Origin of the sequence: Streptosporangium sp. NPDC087985 (assembly GCF_044741965.1) — a bacterium.
GTDB lineage: Bacteria > Actinomycetota > Actinomycetes > Streptosporangiales > Streptosporangiaceae > Streptosporangium.
Window position 1 is genome coordinate 40,622 of the sequence record NZ_JBIUTQ010000010.1, and the last position, 15,468, is coordinate 56,089.

At 68.2% G+C, this 15,468-nt stretch carries 13 protein-coding genes and 1 pseudogene; 4 read left to right on the forward strand and 10 right to left on the reverse strand.

Annotated features, from left to right (window positions below; translation table 11 throughout):
- Positions 1-77: 77 nt before the first annotated feature.
- A complete protein-coding gene (locus tag ACIN94_RS19545; RefSeq protein ID WP_400707871.1) occupies positions 78-497 on the forward strand; it encodes a PPOX class F420-dependent oxidoreductase in 420 nt (139 codons plus the stop codon).
- Positions 498-570: 73 nt separating this feature from the next.
- Here ACIN94_RS19545 and ACIN94_RS19550 read toward each other — a convergent pair whose 3' ends face one another.
- From ACIN94_RS19550 to ACIN94_RS19580, 7 genes and pseudogenes are all read right to left on the reverse strand, one after another.
- The gene (locus ACIN94_RS19550; protein WP_400707873.1) at positions 571-1,731 is read right to left on the reverse strand and encodes an amidohydrolase family protein; all 1,161 of its coding nucleotides are present in this window, start codon (positions 1,729-1,731) and stop codon (positions 571-573) included.
- A 351-nt stretch (positions 1,732-2,082) separates the two neighbouring features.
- Positions 2,083-2,290 (reverse strand): annotated as a pseudogene (locus ACIN94_RS19555) (succinate dehydrogenase); the annotation flags it as partial.
- A gap of 280 nt (positions 2,291-2,570) precedes the next feature.
- On the reverse strand, positions 2,571-4,127 hold the full coding sequence (locus tag ACIN94_RS19560; RefSeq protein ID WP_400707875.1) for a molybdopterin-dependent oxidoreductase: 1,557 nt from the start codon (positions 4,125-4,127) through the stop codon (positions 2,571-2,573).
- 234 nt (positions 4,128-4,361) lie between these two features.
- Positions 4,362-4,784 (reverse strand): hypothetical protein, encoded by a 423-nt coding sequence (locus ACIN94_RS19565; RefSeq protein WP_400707877.1) that lies wholly within the window; start codon positions 4,782-4,784, stop codon positions 4,362-4,364.
- 3 nt (positions 4,785-4,787) lie between these two features.
- A complete protein-coding gene (locus tag ACIN94_RS19570; protein WP_400707879.1) occupies positions 4,788-5,432 on the reverse strand; it encodes a helix-turn-helix domain-containing protein in 645 nt (214 codons plus the stop codon).
- Positions 5,429-5,578 carry a hypothetical protein gene (locus ACIN94_RS19575; RefSeq protein ID WP_400707881.1) on the reverse strand — a complete coding sequence of 50 codons (150 nt, stop codon included), beginning with the start codon at positions 5,576-5,578 and terminating at the stop codon, positions 5,429-5,431. Before ACIN94_RS19575 ends, ACIN94_RS19570 begins: the two co-directional genes overlap by 4 nt.
- A 55-nt stretch (positions 5,579-5,633) precedes the next feature.
- A complete protein-coding gene (locus tag ACIN94_RS19580; protein WP_400707883.1) occupies positions 5,634-6,122 on the reverse strand; it encodes a CBS domain-containing protein in 489 nt (162 codons plus the stop codon).
- A gap of 63 nt (positions 6,123-6,185) precedes the next feature.
- Between ACIN94_RS19580 and ACIN94_RS19585 the strand changes: the two genes are divergently transcribed.
- The gene (locus tag ACIN94_RS19585) at positions 6,186-6,374 is read left to right on the forward strand and encodes a hypothetical protein (protein WP_400707885.1); all 189 of its coding nucleotides are present in this window, start codon (positions 6,186-6,188) and stop codon (positions 6,372-6,374) included.
- A 77-nt stretch (positions 6,375-6,451) separates the two neighbouring features.
- On the forward strand, positions 6,452-6,775 hold the full coding sequence (locus ACIN94_RS19590; RefSeq protein ID WP_400707887.1) for a plasmid pRiA4b ORF-3 family protein: 324 nt from the start codon (positions 6,452-6,454) through the stop codon (positions 6,773-6,775).
- Between the two features lie 203 nt (positions 6,776-6,978).
- Here the strand turns inward: ACIN94_RS19590 and ACIN94_RS19595 are convergent, their stop codons facing one another.
- Positions 6,979-7,443: an ATP-binding protein gene (locus ACIN94_RS19595; RefSeq protein ID WP_400707889.1), complete on the reverse strand. Its 465-nt coding sequence runs from the start codon at positions 7,441-7,443 to the stop codon at positions 6,979-6,981.
- Positions 7,444-7,893: 450 nt separating this feature from the next.
- Here ACIN94_RS19595 and ACIN94_RS19600 point away from each other — a divergent pair, with 450 nt between their 5' ends.
- On the forward strand, positions 7,894-9,420 hold the full coding sequence (locus tag ACIN94_RS19600; RefSeq protein WP_400707891.1) for an N-acetylmuramoyl-L-alanine amidase: 1,527 nt from the start codon (positions 7,894-7,896) through the stop codon (positions 9,418-9,420).
- A gap of 160 nt (positions 9,421-9,580) precedes the next feature.
- Here the strand turns inward: ACIN94_RS19600 and ACIN94_RS19605 are convergent, their stop codons facing one another.
- Together ACIN94_RS19605 and ACIN94_RS19610 are read right to left on the reverse strand one after the other, a co-directional pair.
- Entirely contained in the window at positions 9,581-12,508 is a 2,928-nt protein-coding gene (locus ACIN94_RS19605) for a glycosyl hydrolase (RefSeq protein WP_400707893.1), read from the reverse strand.
- A gap of 606 nt (positions 12,509-13,114) precedes the next feature.
- Positions 13,115-15,364, reverse strand: coding sequence for a PxKF domain-containing protein (locus ACIN94_RS19610; RefSeq protein WP_400707895.1), 2,250 nt, complete (start codon positions 15,362-15,364; stop codon positions 13,115-13,117).
- Positions 15,365-15,468: the final 104 nt, after the last annotated feature.

The window sequence follows — 15,468 nt, forward strand, 5'->3', positions numbered from 1 at the left end:
CGTGAACGTATATCTCGTGAACCGCAGATGCGTCATCTCCACCGCGGGGGGCGCCAAGGCGAAGAAGAGGAGAGCCCATGTCTAATCCGCCGCTTCCCGAGGCCGCGGTCGCCATGCTGAGGAAGCCGAATCCGGCCGTCATCACGACGCTCCGGTCCGATGGCCAGCCCGTGTCCACGGCCACCTGGTATCTCTGGGACGACGGCCGGATCCTGGTCAACATGGACGAGGGCCGCAAGCGGCTGGACCACATCCGCAACGACCCCCGGGTGTCGCTCACCGTGCTCGACCAGGGCGACTGGTACACCCACATCAGCATCATCGGGCACGTCGCCGAGATACGCGAGGACAAGGATCTGCGGGACATCGACCGGCTGGCCCGGCAGTACCTCGGCAAGGATTACCCACAGAAAGACCGCAACCGGGTCAGCGCCTGGATCGAGATCGACCGCTGGCACGGCTGGGGCGCGCACAAGGACAGCAGCCAGCCCGGCTGACGCCTACGCCCGCCCGGGAACGTCCCGTTCAGCCGGGCGCTCGTAGCGATGGCGGCCTTCCGGATGTGGAGAGTCACGCGGCCTCCTCCGCGAGGCCGTAGACGCGGCGGGCGTTCTGCGCGCCGATCATCGTGGCGACCCGCACCGCCTGCGCCTCGCTCCACTCCCCGTCCGCGACGAACCCCGAAAGGACGCGGGTCATCGCCCGCCGCCAGAGCAGGGCGCCCAGATGGTGCAGCTCCGCCGGGCCCCAGGCGTCCGAGGAGAAGAGGATCTTGGCGAACGGGGCCGGCTCCAGGCTCTCGGCCACGACGGCCACGCTGCGTGCCCCGGTGTAGTTCACGCCCAGCCCGACGTCGAAGTAGACGTTCGGATAGACCTGCGCGAGGTAGCCGCCGTTGCGGTGGAACGGGTAGCAGTGCAGCAGGAGCAGCGGAACGGCCCGGGGTTCGGCGAGCTCGATGAGGCCACGCAGCAGCAGCGGGTCGGAGCGGTGGAGGTCGACGTCGGGGTCGCCGTAACCGATGTGGAACTGCAGCGGCAGGCCACGTTCGATCCCCTTCCAGATGAGGTGGCGCAGCAGTACCGGGTCGTCGACGCGGATGGTCCCGGTCCACTCCACCGTCCACAGCCAGCGACCGGCCGCCGCCGTCACCTCGTCGGGGGTGGGCGGCGCCGGGTCGAGGTCGAGCCCGTGACGGTAGGCGACGATCGTCTTCAGGCCGCGTGCCGTACGGCTGCGCTCCCAGAGGGCCGTCTCGAAGGCGGCGGCGAATCCGGCGGCGTCGGTCCCCTCGGCCACGACGCGCTCGGCGATCGCCTCCAGCCGGACGACCTCGTCGGCGGGCCGGCCGGTGACGGCGGCCATCCGCGCCGGGCCGAGGATCTCGTCGCCCCGGTAGCCCGTCTCCACCAGGAAGTGGCCGATCCCACTGGCGGCCAGCAGGCGCCGGTTGACCTCCTCGGTCCCGAGTTCGGTACGGCGGGCGAGATAGGTCTCCGGCTCGGGGTGCGGGTCGAGGCCGAGCACGGGCGCGCAGTGGCGCAGGATGGCGAACCCGATCTGCGAGTCGAACTGGGTCATCCAGCCCGGTACCGGCCGATCGGACTCGGTGATCAGCTCCTCGAACGCGCGCCGCGACACGTCGCCGGCCAGGGCGCCGTGAACGTGGTGGTCCACCAGCGGGATCGTCTCGATCACCCGCTCCAGGGACGCGGAAGGCTCAGTGAACATCGGCAACCGCCTCAACGCCTGGATCACCACCGTCCGTGCCGCCGATCTACCTCACCTACACGCTTTCACCCTCGACCGCGACCGAAACCGCTGCGGGCCTGGCTGGCCTCCTGCACTTCCGTTACGAGGCGGCTACCGCAGGCAACGAGGCCGAGACGGAGAAGCGGCTGGCCGAGGCGGGCCGGCTGCTGGAGCAGGCCGCCGACCAGATCAGCGGCATCTTCGAGATGGCCGCGCGCCTTCGTCGACCCGGCAGCCCTAACTGACTGCCGGGGGCGAGTCGTACCACAAGGGATCCAACCCACATACGCCCAAAACCCACATCCGATCTCGTTGTAGGGGTCTCGGTAGTAATCGCCGCATAGATGTGGACCAGCACGCTCGCGAGCAGCACCACCCGGATGATCCACAGGGCACCGGAGTAGGGAAGGAACGGTTCACCCATCGTTCGTAGATGACGGGCGTAGTCGTCGAAGGCCGCCCGGCCGGAGAAGACCTTGAGGTTGCCGTACATGTGGACCAGGAGAAACAGCACCATGATCAAGCCGGAGATCGCCATGGCCGCCTTGAGCGCCACGGTCGAGCGCGAAGCCGACACTCGGTGGCGAGCCGCAGTCAGGGGATGGGCCGTCGTCACCCGCACATGGTTTCAGGCGACGCTGCTCACAGCGCTGAGACACACTGAGCCACCTGAGCGATCTACGCCTCGTGCCGCTCCGGAACTGCTCGGCGCCTGCGGGCCGCAGCCCGCAGCGGACTCGGGAACCGCGGCCTCGCCGACGGGCTGCGCCACCGCCGACAGCCTCACGCACCGACCGAGTCGCCGGACGTTACAGGGACTACCGGTAGCCGAAGAATTCGTGGTCCTGGTTGTATCCGCCGAAGCCGCTGCCGATGGCGGAGAAGTCGGCGACGAACTCGATCTCTTTGACCCATTTAACTTGTTTGAAGCCGAGTTCGATCTCGTTGCGTAGCCGTAGCGGCGCGCCGTGGCCGAATGACAGCACCTCGTCGTTCATGTCGTAGGCGAGCATGGTGAGGTTGCTGCGCATGTGTTCGATGGGATGGGCGTCGTAGTAGGTGCCGCCGTCGGAGCCTTCCCCCAGGGAATAGAACACCACCCATTTGGCCTGCGGATCCGGCCTGACCAGGTCGACAATCGTGGCCATGGACACGCCGCCCCACTTGGCGATACCAGACCACCCCTGGATGCAGAAGTGCTGGGTGATCTGCTCGTGCGCGGGCAGCTTCCTCAGGTCGTCAAGGGACAGCTCGACCGGGTGGGCAACCAGGCCCCCGATGCGCAGCCGGTACTCGGCGAAACCGCCGGCCTGCAGGGCCTTGTACTCGGGAGAGTCGGGGTAGCGGCCGTTGTGCCAGAAGTACGGGGAGATGTCTTTCTCGCTGTACTCGCCGGGTGAGACATCCACGTGTTCGAACAGGCGCTGGGCCGGACCGATGAGGACGTATCCGACGCGCTGCACGACCCGCAGGCGGCGCAGGGTCAGCGGTGTGGCCGCGACCCAGGCGGCGACGACCACCGCCATCCAGCCGAAGAAGATCCACAAGCCGAGCCAGCTGCTGTCGTTGCGGCCGCTGCCGATGTGGTTGAGGTTGGTGAGCAGCCCGGTCGTGAAGACCAGGCTCACGTGGATCACGATGAACAGCAGGAACCAGCTGAAGACGAGGAAGTGCACAGACCGCGCGGCCTGGATGCTCAGCACCCGGCTGATCCGCTTGAAGCGGGTCGACAGCGCCGGCGACATGCCCAGGCCGGTGACCAACGCAAGTGGTGCCGCGACGAAGACCGTGACGAAGTAGGCCAGCAGTTGCAGCCCGTTGTACGCCACCCAGCCGTTCTCCCGTGGCCAGTCCAACGACAGGTACTGGATCGCCACCGAAGCGGCGTTGGGGAAGACGCTCCAGCTCGTGGGGACCAGGCGTTTCCACTGCGGGGTGGCGAACAGCAGCACGTAGAAGACGAGACCGTTGAGCAGCCACAGCGTGTTCACGCCAAGGTGCCACCACCGGGCCAGACCGATCGAGTGCCGGATCCCGGGAAGACCGACCCCGCGGGGCAGGCCGATCGAGTCCTGCTTCGCGGTCCACAGCGGGTCGGCGGAGACGGGCTTTTGCATCCGGAACCATTCCCGACCCGGGGTGCAGTGCCGGGTCCAGTACAGGCGCGGATGATCGGCCAGGATCTGCAGACCCGACCGCAGGGTGAACACCATGAAGAACAGATTGAAGAAGTGCGACCAACGCCCCCATGACGGAATGCCCAGGTAGGCGCCGTCGCGGCCCGCGCGCGGATCGGTGCCGGGATACTCAGCGATGAACCGCTGCACCGACGGCATGCCTCGCAGTCCCTTCGCCGCGGCGACGCACCCCAGCAAACCCGGCTCTTCGACTTTGAGGGGGATGTTCCCCCTCAAAGTCGAAGAGCCCGTTACCGTGACGCTCGCCGTGGCGGCACTGCTCACCTTGGGCGCATGGGCCTCTCACCGCACCTCGCGCCCCGCTTCCGGCAAGGCTCGTGCCTGACGCTCACGCAAACGCCCCGCTCCTCCTTTCACCAGGCGCACGACGGCCCGTCCCGGGCGACCGGGTGCGGGCCGCATGGTCTCGCGTCACGCCTTGGACGTTGTCTTGGCGCGCCGGGCAGGGCGCGGGGCAGGCTTCTCGGCCGGGGCCGCCCCCTTGGGGGCGATCGCGGGCTTGGCGGACTCAGAGACCTCCTCGAGCTCGTGCGCGGCCTCGCGGCTCGCCTTGCTGACGATCTTGCGGCCGCGGGCGGCCAGCTCGTCGTAGAAGTCGTTGAGCTTGGCGGCGGCGGTGTGGGCGTACCCGCGGGCCTGCCCCGGCAGGTCCTTGGCAACGCTCTCGCATGCCCTGCCCGGCAGGTCCCTGGCCGCCCCGCGGAGCTCGCCCCGGCGCGCCTGCAGCTGCTCGGGCACCTTGCACAGCGTCTCCACGGTGTAGCCGGCGGCGCCGGCGACGGCGTAGAACGGCTTGGACGTGGTGATCTTCTTGACCCCAGTGGTGAGCGCCATGAGTCACCCCTCCCTGCGATTCGGTATGGCCTGGCCGTTCAGCGAGAAGATCGGCTCACCGAGTGGGGGCTTAGCCGGTTGCGTCGGCTGGGCCCGCGCAATCTCGGCCCGGTCCTCCCTGCGGAACAACTCGTAGATATTGATCAGCACCTGGCGTTGCCGCTCGGTGATGGTGACGTCGGCCCAGATCGCCGCCCGCACGTCGCTGTCGATCTCGCGATTCTCGATGAGCCCCGCCCGCACATACAGCGCCCGAGCGGAAATGTGCAGACCCTTGGCAATCTGGTTGAGGATCTCCGCGCTCGGCTTGCGCAGGCCGCGTTCGACCTGACTCAGGTAAGGGTTGGAGACCCCCGCCTGGGCGGCGAGCTGACGAAGAGAGATCTTCGCCTGTTGTCGCTGCTGGCGGATGTATTCGCCAATCGAGCCGACCTTGGGTAGTTCCGTACCCCATAGCCATCGCCAATGCTTGCAATTATGGACAATATGCTTGCAATAGCAAGCAAAGAATGGGTCCGGGCGGGAAGACCAACCAGGAGTGCCGTTAAGACAGGTCGTTTTCGCTCCCAGTCCTGACGCGAGACGGGGTCCGGCCCCCTGCTGGCAGGACCCCGTCGGGTTCGGTCGGCCTTGACCCGGTGGACTCACTCACCATCGGTCGTTTCCGTGGCCGTCCCCTCGCCCTGCGTTTCCGACTCACTGGTCGGCTCCTCGGCGGCGGGCTCCTCGGCCTCGCCGGTCGGCTCCTCGGCCTGCGGTTCTTCGGATTCAGGTGTTTGCTCGGTGTTGCTCACGGCTTCATCTCCCTTCCGTTGTGCTCGTGGTGGCCGGTGGGCCGTGCTGCCTCTTTCACTGCGAAGTACTGGAGATGGCTTCCACCAACTCCAGCAGCTCCGTTGCGAGTTCGACCTGGCTGATGATGCCGACCAGTTCCTTGTTCTCCAGCACGGGCAAGCGACGGATCTTGTGCTCGGCCATCTGGTGCAGTACCTCGTCGATGTCCGCGTCGGCGTCGATCCACCACACATGGGCTTCTTCGATGAGGTCGCCGACCTTGACTTCGGTCGGGTTCTTGCCCTTCGCGATGCACTTCACCACGATGTCGCGGTCGGTGATGATCCCCTTGAGCCGGTCATCCTGGCCACAGACCGGCAAGGCGTCGACGTTCAGTTCAGCCATCCGCCGGGCCGCGTCGGTGAGGTTCTCGTTGATCCTCAAGCGCTCACAGCCAGGGTGCATAACGTCATGCGCTGTAGTCATGGTCGATCTTCTACCTATATAGGCCCGTTTGTCGGTTCCCTGCTCTGCCTGCAAGGATGCGAAACGCGTTCGAAGCATCCTTGACCTGGATGTTCCAGCACCGCGTTGGGCACGGGACAGCCCTTCTTGGAGTGCCGGCTCGTGTCGATCGCGCCCATGCCCGGCGGCTACCGGTCCGCTGGTGTGCAGGGCCATCGCCGCGCCGCCGCAGCGGGCGGTTGGCTGCGCCTGGCCTACGTCCACGGCCCCTTCCAGCGGATCCTGGCGCTGGCCCGGCTGGCTGGGATCGTGCCCTTCAACGACGACCTGGTAGAGATCGTGGACTGGTAGGCCACCGCCACCCGCCCGAAGGCGGGCGAATCCGGAGTAGTCCCGGAACCGTCCCGTATTGGTGATCAGCCGCTACCGTGGCGCTCGTCGTCGTCACGAAGGGCCGGTTCGCCGTGGGCGGCATCCATCAGTTGAAGGTCACTTTGCGCGACGTCCGCCCGGTGGTGTGGCGGCGGATCCATTTGCCGTCGGCGGCGAATCTGTGGGAGTTGCACAACATCATCCAGGTGGCGATGGGGTGGGACAACGAGCATCTGCACGTGTTCGCCAAGGACTGGGACGAATACGGTGACAACGCCAAAAGCGAGTACGACGTGACGCTGGCGGGCCTGCTGCCGACGGTCGGCGGTCGGCGGCTGGCTGGCCTACTGTCAATCCCCCCAACCTGGAGAGGCGCCTGAAACCACAATCAGACAGAACTCGCGGGATCAAACACCCACTCAGCTGTCCAGTCCCTCATTCTCACCGCTCAGCGCCGCCGGGGAGGAAGACGTGTGGCGCTGGAGCTCCCAGGGGTCGCGGGCGCTGAAGGCGCTCACCTCGTCGCCGTGCAGGCGGACCAGCTCGCCTTCGAGCTCAACGGCGTCGGCCGGACGGGCGTGTCCTAGCGGAATTCCAGGACCGGGCTGAGCGAACGGCACCGATGGGGAGCGGGGAGGGCGAGGACGAACCAGACGGCCTTGCCTCCGGCCGCGGGCCACGTGACGCCCCAGTCGTCGACGAGGGTGTCGACGATCTGCAGCCCCCTGCCGCCGGTGGCCTCCGTGCCGGCCTTGCACATCGTGGGCGCGCCCACACCGGGATCGAAGAGCTCGCCGTACACCTGACGCTCGTTGCCGCGGATTCTGAGCGCACAGGCGGCACCACCGTGACGGACGGCGTTGGTGACCAGCTCGCTGACGACGAGGACGCAGTCGTCTATGAGATCGTCGGCGCCCCAGAGGGAGAGTTCACGGCGCACCATCGAGCGGGCCTCGCGCACGCTTGTGGGGACCGCGGGCAGCAGGCGCTCGGCCGCGTACTCGGGGGCGGAGTCGAACACCGCAGGTGAGTTGTGGTGGAGAGTCACTGCGCCTCCTCTTGATGGGAGCGCTCCCACGCACAATCTAGAACATCTACCCCGAGCGTGTGAATTGATTGCGAGATAATTGTTTCCGCCAGATGTCTCGAAAATGAGGAAAATTCACTTCTTCTGGGGCCAATGGGACCTCCCAGCGGGGTCCGTCCGGACCATCGCGCGACCCGGCTGGAGCCCGCCTCCACCGGTCCCGTCTCGCCTCGGCCGGTCCGGGAGTGGCGGGAACGGACCCCTGAGGCGTCAGCGGAACCGGGGTTCCCTGCCGCTCGCCCCCGGGGAGAAGTGGCCGAGGGGCCTCCTGGCGCGGAGGGCAAGGAAGAAAATTTTCACCTTCTTACTTTCTTTAGTCAAATGTCTTTACAGCAGTGGATATCGTTATTTACCGTGTCAAACCTCCGGGCTTTCCGATCACCGGAAGGCTTCCCCCCTGGAGGAGGATTCATGGTCTCCGCACAACTACGCCGGTCGTACCGCCTCGCGGTCGCGTCAGCCGGCCTGCTCGCGGTCATGCTGGGCACGCTCAGCACGCCCGCGAGCGCCGACCCGGCCGAACCCCTGGCCGATGCCTTTGCCGGCTCGGCCGCGGCCTACGAGGTGCCCCTCGACCTGCTCGTCGCCCTCGGCTACGCCGAGACCCATCTCGACGGGCACCGGGGCGAACCGAGCGCGAGCGGCGGCTACGGGGTGATGCACCTCGTCAGCAACCCGACCGTCCACGCCCTGGAGCAGGCCGCCAAGCTCACCGGACAGCCGGTGGAGGCGCTCAAGACCGACGACGCGGCCAACATCCGCGGTGGTGCCGCGGTGCTGCGCGCCTACGCCGACGAGGCCGGGCTGGACGCGGCCGCCCGCAAGGACGCCGGGAAGTGGTACCCGGCGGTGGCCAAATACGGCAACGCCTCCTCCCCCGAGGTGGCCCGGCTGTACGCCGACACCGTCTACGACCTGCTCGCCAAGGGCGTCGCCGCGGCCACGCCGAGCGGCACCGTGACCGTCGCACCGCAGGCCGTGCAGCCCGACCGCGGCCCCTACGCCCAGGCCCCCGACCTGAACGCGCCCAGCCTGGCGGCGGCCACGGACTACTCCGGGGCCAAGTGGGTGGCCGCCAGCTCCAGCAACTACTCCGTGGCCAGCCGGCCGAGCAGCAACGCGATCGACCGCATCGTCATCCACGTGACCCAGGGCTCCTACGCCGGCACGATCTCCTGGTTCCAGAACCCAGCCGCCAAGGTCTCGGCGCACTACGTCGTCCGCTCCTCCGACGGCGACATCACCCAGATGGTCCGTGAGAAGGACATCGCCTGGCACGCCCGCGACTGGAACAGCCGGTCGGTCGGCATCGAGCACGAGGGCTACGTCGACAACGCCTCCTGGTTCACCGACGCGATGTACCGCGCCTCGGCCGCGCTGACCCGCAACATCGCCGACCGGTACGGCATCCCCAAGGACCGCACCCACATCGTGGGGCACGTCGAGGTCCCGGGCAACGACCACACCGACCCCGGCCGGTACTGGAACTGGACCACGTACATGCAGTACGTCAACGGCGGCGGCACGGCCTGGTCCACCATCGTCGACAACGGCACGGCGGGGAAGTTCACGGCGAGCGCCAACTGGGGAACCTCGTCCTACTCCGGCCAGCGCTACGGCGCCGACTACCGGTTCGCCAGCCCGGTGAGCCTCAGTGACACCGCCTGGTACCGGGCCACCATCCCCAGCGCGGGCTCCTACCGCGTCGAGGTCTGGTACCCGGCCGACCCCGGCTACAACAGCGCCGCGCCGTACATCGTGGCCACCTCCGGCGGCAACACGTCGGTCTACGTCGACCAGCGCACCGGCGGCGGGACCTGGCGCAGCATCGGCACCTTCACGCTGAACGCCGGAGACTACAACGTCGTCGGCGTGAGCCGGTGGACGTCGGGGACGGGACTCGTCATCGCCGACGCCGTCCGCATCACCCGCCTCTGACGGACACCCGTCCGCATCACCCGCCTCCGGCGGACACGCGGTACGTCCCCGGCGAGTGTCCTTCAGGGCGCTCGCCGGAAACACCGGCAGAGGGTGGCCGGGAGCCTCGCTCCCGGCCACCCTCTGTGTCTGTGGATCAGCCGGGCTCCGGCCGGTCGGCTCAGCTGAACGGCAGCCGCACCAGGGAGCGGTCACCGGTGCCGAGGGTGGTGGTGCCACCGCCGATGGCGTTCCAGACCTCCACCTTCACCCGGCCGCCGGACAGGTTGCCCAGCGTTCCGGACGAGGACTGCAGGCCGGCCGCCTGGGTGTAGTGCTCCCAGCCGATCACCGGGTCGGTGGCGAAGTAGTAGTAGGTCTCCACCCGGTCCCAGCTTCCGTCGCCGGTCAGGTCGTAGGAGATCCGGACCTGGGTGCCGTTGGCGACCGTGGTGCCCGCGTCCACGGAGAGGTCGAAGGCCGTGGCCCCGCCGCTGTAGGTGGCGGTCAGGCCGGTCGCCGTGAAGACCTGCGCGTTCGTGGGCGTGCCGTCGCGGTTGCCGTTGGCGGCGGCCAGCACGACGGTGCCCGCCGTACCCGGGGTGCCCGGGAGCGTCCCGCCCGTCTGCAGGTAGCGCGTCGCGGTGAAGGGACCGGTGGTCGGCGTGACGGTCGGGGTCGGAGTGGGGGTGGGACTGGGGCTGGGGTTGGTGCCGCCGCCGGCGTTGCCTCCGCTCCAGGTCAGGGCGCCCGAGGTGACCGTCTTGCCCGCCGGCACGGGGAGCACGGTGCCGTTGGAGAAGGTCACCGTGATCGCGGTACCGGTGATGTTGGACGCCACGTAGGTACGGGCGCCGTTCTTGCTGAACACCTTGGCCAGCGGATGGTTGGCGGTGATGGAGGTGTCCACGGTGCCCAGCGCGGCCAGGTTGCGGATCCAGTGGAAGGTGTGCGCCCTGCTCTCCCCTTCCTCCGGGGTGAAGCCGCCCGCCGCGCGGAGGTTGGCCAGTGCGGTGTCTCCGTTGCCCAGGGCGAGGAACTCCCAGAGGATGTCCTGCCACACCGTGGGCGGCCCGCCGTTGTTCCTGACCAGCTCGTTGTAGTTGGTGGTCACGTAGGCCGGGTTGTCACCCAGGTAGAAGTGGCCGCCGGTGATCGGGAGCATGTTGATGCCCTGGATCATCTCCGGTTCGCCGCTGAACCAGGTGGCGTAGGCGGCGCCGTCGCCCCAGACCATGCCGACCGTGCTGTGGCCGAAGGCGGCGGGGAAGTTCTGGTCGCGCACGTCGAACCAGTACTCCTGGATCGCCGCCGCCTGGGTCGTGTAGATGTAGACGCCCGCGTCGCGGACGGCGGTGTTCCCGGTGGCCTGACCCCACTGGATGAGGGCGTTGGCGAAGTTCATGCCCTCCGAGGAGGATTCCTGGTTGTTGCCCGCGCCGAACCCTCCGTGGCCCGACGCCCAGTCGTGGCCGGCGTAGATGTCGAAGTCGCGCAGGTAGGGGAAGCGCGTGTCGGCGCGGTCGTAGTTGTTGGCGTCGCGGATCAGCAGGTCGACCATGCCTCCGTACTGGCTGGTCTTCGCCCAGTTCGGATCGTACTTGGCCAGGGTCGCGGCGGCCGCGATGTAGTAGCCGTAGTGGAAGTGGTGGTCGTTGAGCTCCTGGTCCGAGCCGTAGGAGGCCGGGTAGCCGATCAGCGTGCCCCAGGCGGGGTTGAAGTAGAAGACCCGGGAGGTCTTGCCCGGCGAGGCGGTGAACCAGTCGTTGAGACGGGTGCGGATGGCGTTCAGCGCCGAGTCGCGGACCGAGGTCAGGTTGAGCTGGTCGGCGATCTCCGCGATGCGGGCGGCGCGGCCCAGCCCCTTGCCGGTCCAGTAGGTGTCGTCGCCCCGGTTGTCCATCGGGTTGCCCAGCTCGGCGTTGAGCAGGCCGGTGACCGTGGTGAGGTCGGCGCCGGCGCTGTCGCCGACGGCGGGCACCTCGGGCAGCACGCCGGTGTATTTCATCGACGTGGTGAACTGCGTCCCGGTGACGATCTTCATCTTGCCCCGCGCCGAGGTGTAGGTCTGCGCGAGCGGGGTGGAGCCGGTCAGGTAGTTCCACTGGTGCGGGTAGAGCGCGATGACGGTGCCGGTCGCGCTGCCCTGCCGGGCGATGGTGGTGAAGGCGTACGTCGCGTTCACCGTACCGCTGCCCGGACTGTAGGAGTAGGAGACCCGGGTGCCGGTGACGTGCGCGTGGGCGTACTGGCCGTAGGTGTTCGCCAGCGCGACCCGGTCGCCGCCCGAGGGCAGCACGGCCACCGAGAAGAAGCCCTTGCCCGCCAGGGACGAGCTGATCGTCGTCCCGGCGACCGTCCAGGTCGCGCCCGTCGGGGCGTAGGCGACGTATTCGTGGCCGCCCGCGGTGAAGCCGATGGTGGCGCCGCTGTTGGACCAGACCGCCGGGGTGCCCGAGGTGGTGATCTGCGCGTTGCCGCCGGTGACCTGGAAGTAGCCGAACGGCAGGCCGTGGCCGATGGTGGCCTTCATCGTCCGGCCGCCGCCGCTCCAGTACGGGGTGACGGTCCAGTCGCTCCAGCCGTCGACCTTGACGTCGGGCGAGTTCATCCCGGCGACACCGACCAGGATGTCCTGGACGTAGGGGTAGTGGTACTCCCCGACCCCGGTCGCCGTGCCGCTGATCGCCGGCGTGGTGTTGTAGGAGAAGCCGAGGCCGGTGCCGAAGGTGTCGTAGGAGATCGGGTGGGCGTGGAGCGGCTCGCCGTACGAGCAGTCGGTCTTCTTGAACAGGATCGACGACCACCAGTCGTTGGTCGGGACGGCTCCCGAGGGCGCGTTGGCGGTCACCCACTGGCGCGGGTTGGTGGAGATGGAACCGCAGCCGGTCGGCAGCGAGCGGCCGGCGGGCAGCGTGTCGGCATAGCTGCCGGCGCCGACCGTGGCCGCCTCGGCGGAACGGATCAGACCGGCGCCGAACATGCCGGCCACCATCGCGACGACCACGCCGATGACGAGGGCACGCGTGCGGGACCGGGAACGGTGGGTGAGTCGTCTTTCACGGGGCTGCGCACTGTCCGGACCCGTGGTCCGGAACGAGGGATCCATTGGGGGGTGCCTCCGGGGGAGGAGTTTGCGGATCTGAGCCGGGAACGTGCGAGAGAGCGCTCTCTTGACGTGAAAGTAATTGCCTGCTTGACAGGTGTCAATATTTCGACTGGATAACGAGAAAGTAGAGACGGAAACATGGTCAGAGGGGTTTTTGCCCGCAGGAAAGGGGGTTTCCGCCCATGGCGTGCGGGCCTGCGACTTCCGGACCCGTCGTCGACACCCCGGGCCGTCGATCTGTCACACCCTCGCCTTCTTTTGAGAGCGCTCTCTCCCCGGCGTTTCCTCGCCTCCACGGGCAACCTCGCGGACGCCCTCCCCGGCCGCGACCGTGTCACCGCGTTCGTCCCCCACTCCCCGTGGGGCGGCGCAGCCGATACGCGACCCCGGCATCGAGCCCAGCGGCCGTCGATCCATCAATGTCCACGGTCACGTCCGACTTCAAGGCCTGAAGCGCCGTGACAGGGGGAAGCGGGAGGCTACCTCGGCGAACGGAGTGGTTGCGGGCCAGAGCCAATCGCCGACGGGGGTGTCCGGCAATGATCGCCCGGCAGGGGAGCGGAGGCCGGTTCTCACTCCGCTCCCCCGCCGGGCACCGCGTTGCGGCTACTTCAACTTGATGGTCGTGAAGTGGCTGCTGCCGTCATCGAGCTTCAGCTGGAACTGGCGGCAGGTGTTGGACCAGCTCTTGTCGGTCTTCCACACGTAGTTGTACTGGCCGCCTCCGTAGCTGAGTTTCGAGTTCCCGGGGTTGCTGGTCGACTCGGCCGGGCCGGTCGGTTTCCCGGCGTCGCAGGTCACCGGCTGGGACATCGGGTAGCCAGGGGCGATCACGCCGGTACCGTGGTCACCGCCGAGACTGAACTTGATCGGCACGGCGCTGCCGGCCTTGCCGTCCAACGCCTCAGGGAAGTAGGCGTGCCAGGGGTAGACGACCTGGTAGGTCACCGTCTGGCCGGCGGCGTTTCCGGCGTGGTCGGTGGCATCCACGGTGAACTTGTGGAAGCCCACGGTGGAAGTGGCGAGCGGCTTGCCGTCGGGCACGGTGCCGGTGCAGGTGGCCACCCCGGACAGGTTGTCCTGGCACCGGTACGACGCGGCCACGGCCGCCCCGAGCGTGTAGACCGCGCCATCGGTGGGCGCAGTGAGGGAGATCGTCGGCTTGGTGAGGTCGACGGTCACCGCCAGCGCCCGGTCACCGGAGATCGACACGCCGCGCTCGGTCGCCACCGTGCCCTCGGCGGTCACGGTGAAGTCGCAGGTGGCGTGCGGGAGCACTGTCTTGAGCCGGCCGTCCGCCCCGGTCGTACCCACGTTCCGCAGGCCATTGCCACAGTCGGCCTGTACCGGCGCCCCGGCCAGCGGCTTACCGGCATCCGAGAGCGCGGACACCGTCACCGCGTTCAGCGCGTTGTGCGCCACCGCGCCGCCCACGACGTCGAGGGTGACCTGCAGCCGCTCGGGGCTGATGTTGTCCATCGTGTCCGTCGGACGGTGGTACTGCGGTTCGGTGACGTACGATCCGTTGCTCGAACTGCAGACGGCCGGCGGCCGGTAGTCGAGCCAGATGAACAGCGAGGACGGGATGCCCACGTCGTAGAACGCCTGGTGGTCGCTCTGCCCGAGCCGGCAGTTGCGCAGTCCCTCGAAGCCGACGCGTGCGGCCGCGTTGTACGCCTCCTGGACCACGTAGTTCGACTGCCCGTTCGGGGTCAGCGCCCACAGCCGGGCCGGCTCGTACGGCGTGCCGACCATGTCCATCTGCCACTCGCCGACGAACCGCGCCTTCTCCACGTCGGTCAGCGTCTTGACGTACGCCTTCGCGCCGAGCAGTCCGCCTTCCTCACCGCCGAAGCCGCCGATCCGCAGCTCCTTGTCCAGCGGATACTGGCTGAGCACCCGCGCGACCTCAAGGGAGACGCCGTTGCCCGAGGCGTCGTCGTGGGCACCGGGCGCGCCCAGCACCGTGTCGATGTGCGCACCGACCATGACGATCGGCGCGGTGGTGCCGGTCGGGTCGCCGACCGCGTGCCGGATACCGATGACATTGTTGCCCATCGGGGTCACGTACTCGTTCGTCGCGATCTTCAGCGTCAACGGCCCCTTGGCCAGGAGGTCCCTGATCCAGGTGTTGTGCGCGGTGCCACCGCCGACCACCGGGAGCCCCGGCTGGGGCGTGGTGAGAGTGAACGACGGCGGCGCGGAGTTACCGGTCGCGTAAGCCAGGATGACCGCGATCGCCCCTCGTCCCACCGCGTTGACCACGGCGGTGTTCCGGACCGTGGCAGTGGTGCTGTAGTCCATCAGCACGATCTTGCCCTTGGTGTCCTCGGGGAAGTCCGCGGCGGACTGGCCGGTCTTGGCGTAGACGACCTGCCCCTCCACGCTGCCGTTGCCGGTGAACTTCGCGCTGGCCGAGGCGGCCATCTGCCAGTTCGGTCCCCCGGGCAGGTCGGCGTTCGAGGACGTGACCTTCGCAACCTGCTTGGTCGAGACCGGGCCCCACTCCTGGTAGGTCACCTCGAAGCCGTAGGACTTCAAGATGCCGCCGATGTACTCCGCGCCCTCCCGCTCCTGCGGGGTGCCGTTCAACCGCGGGCCGATGTCCACGGCGAGATGCCGGATGTGCTCGACGGAGTTGGCCGAGTCGAACTTGGCGACGATCTCGCTGTCGTAGTCCGGCAGCAGTGCGCTCGTCACCACGGGCGCGTCGGCCGTCAGACCTGGGCCGGACGGCCCTTGAGCCTGGGCGCCGCCGGCAGCCGCGGACATGGTCCCGAAGGCCAGCGCCACTGCCAGGCCACCGGCGACGGTAAGTCGTCTGAGCCGGCGGTGGCGTTCGAGTGAACTCCTCACGGAGGATCTCCCTGATTGCGGCGGACGTGGAAGTCCGCGTGGCGTCCCCGCCGTCCGGGTCGCAAAGGGCGGGGACAAGGTTGGTGATTAGTACCAGTCGGGTA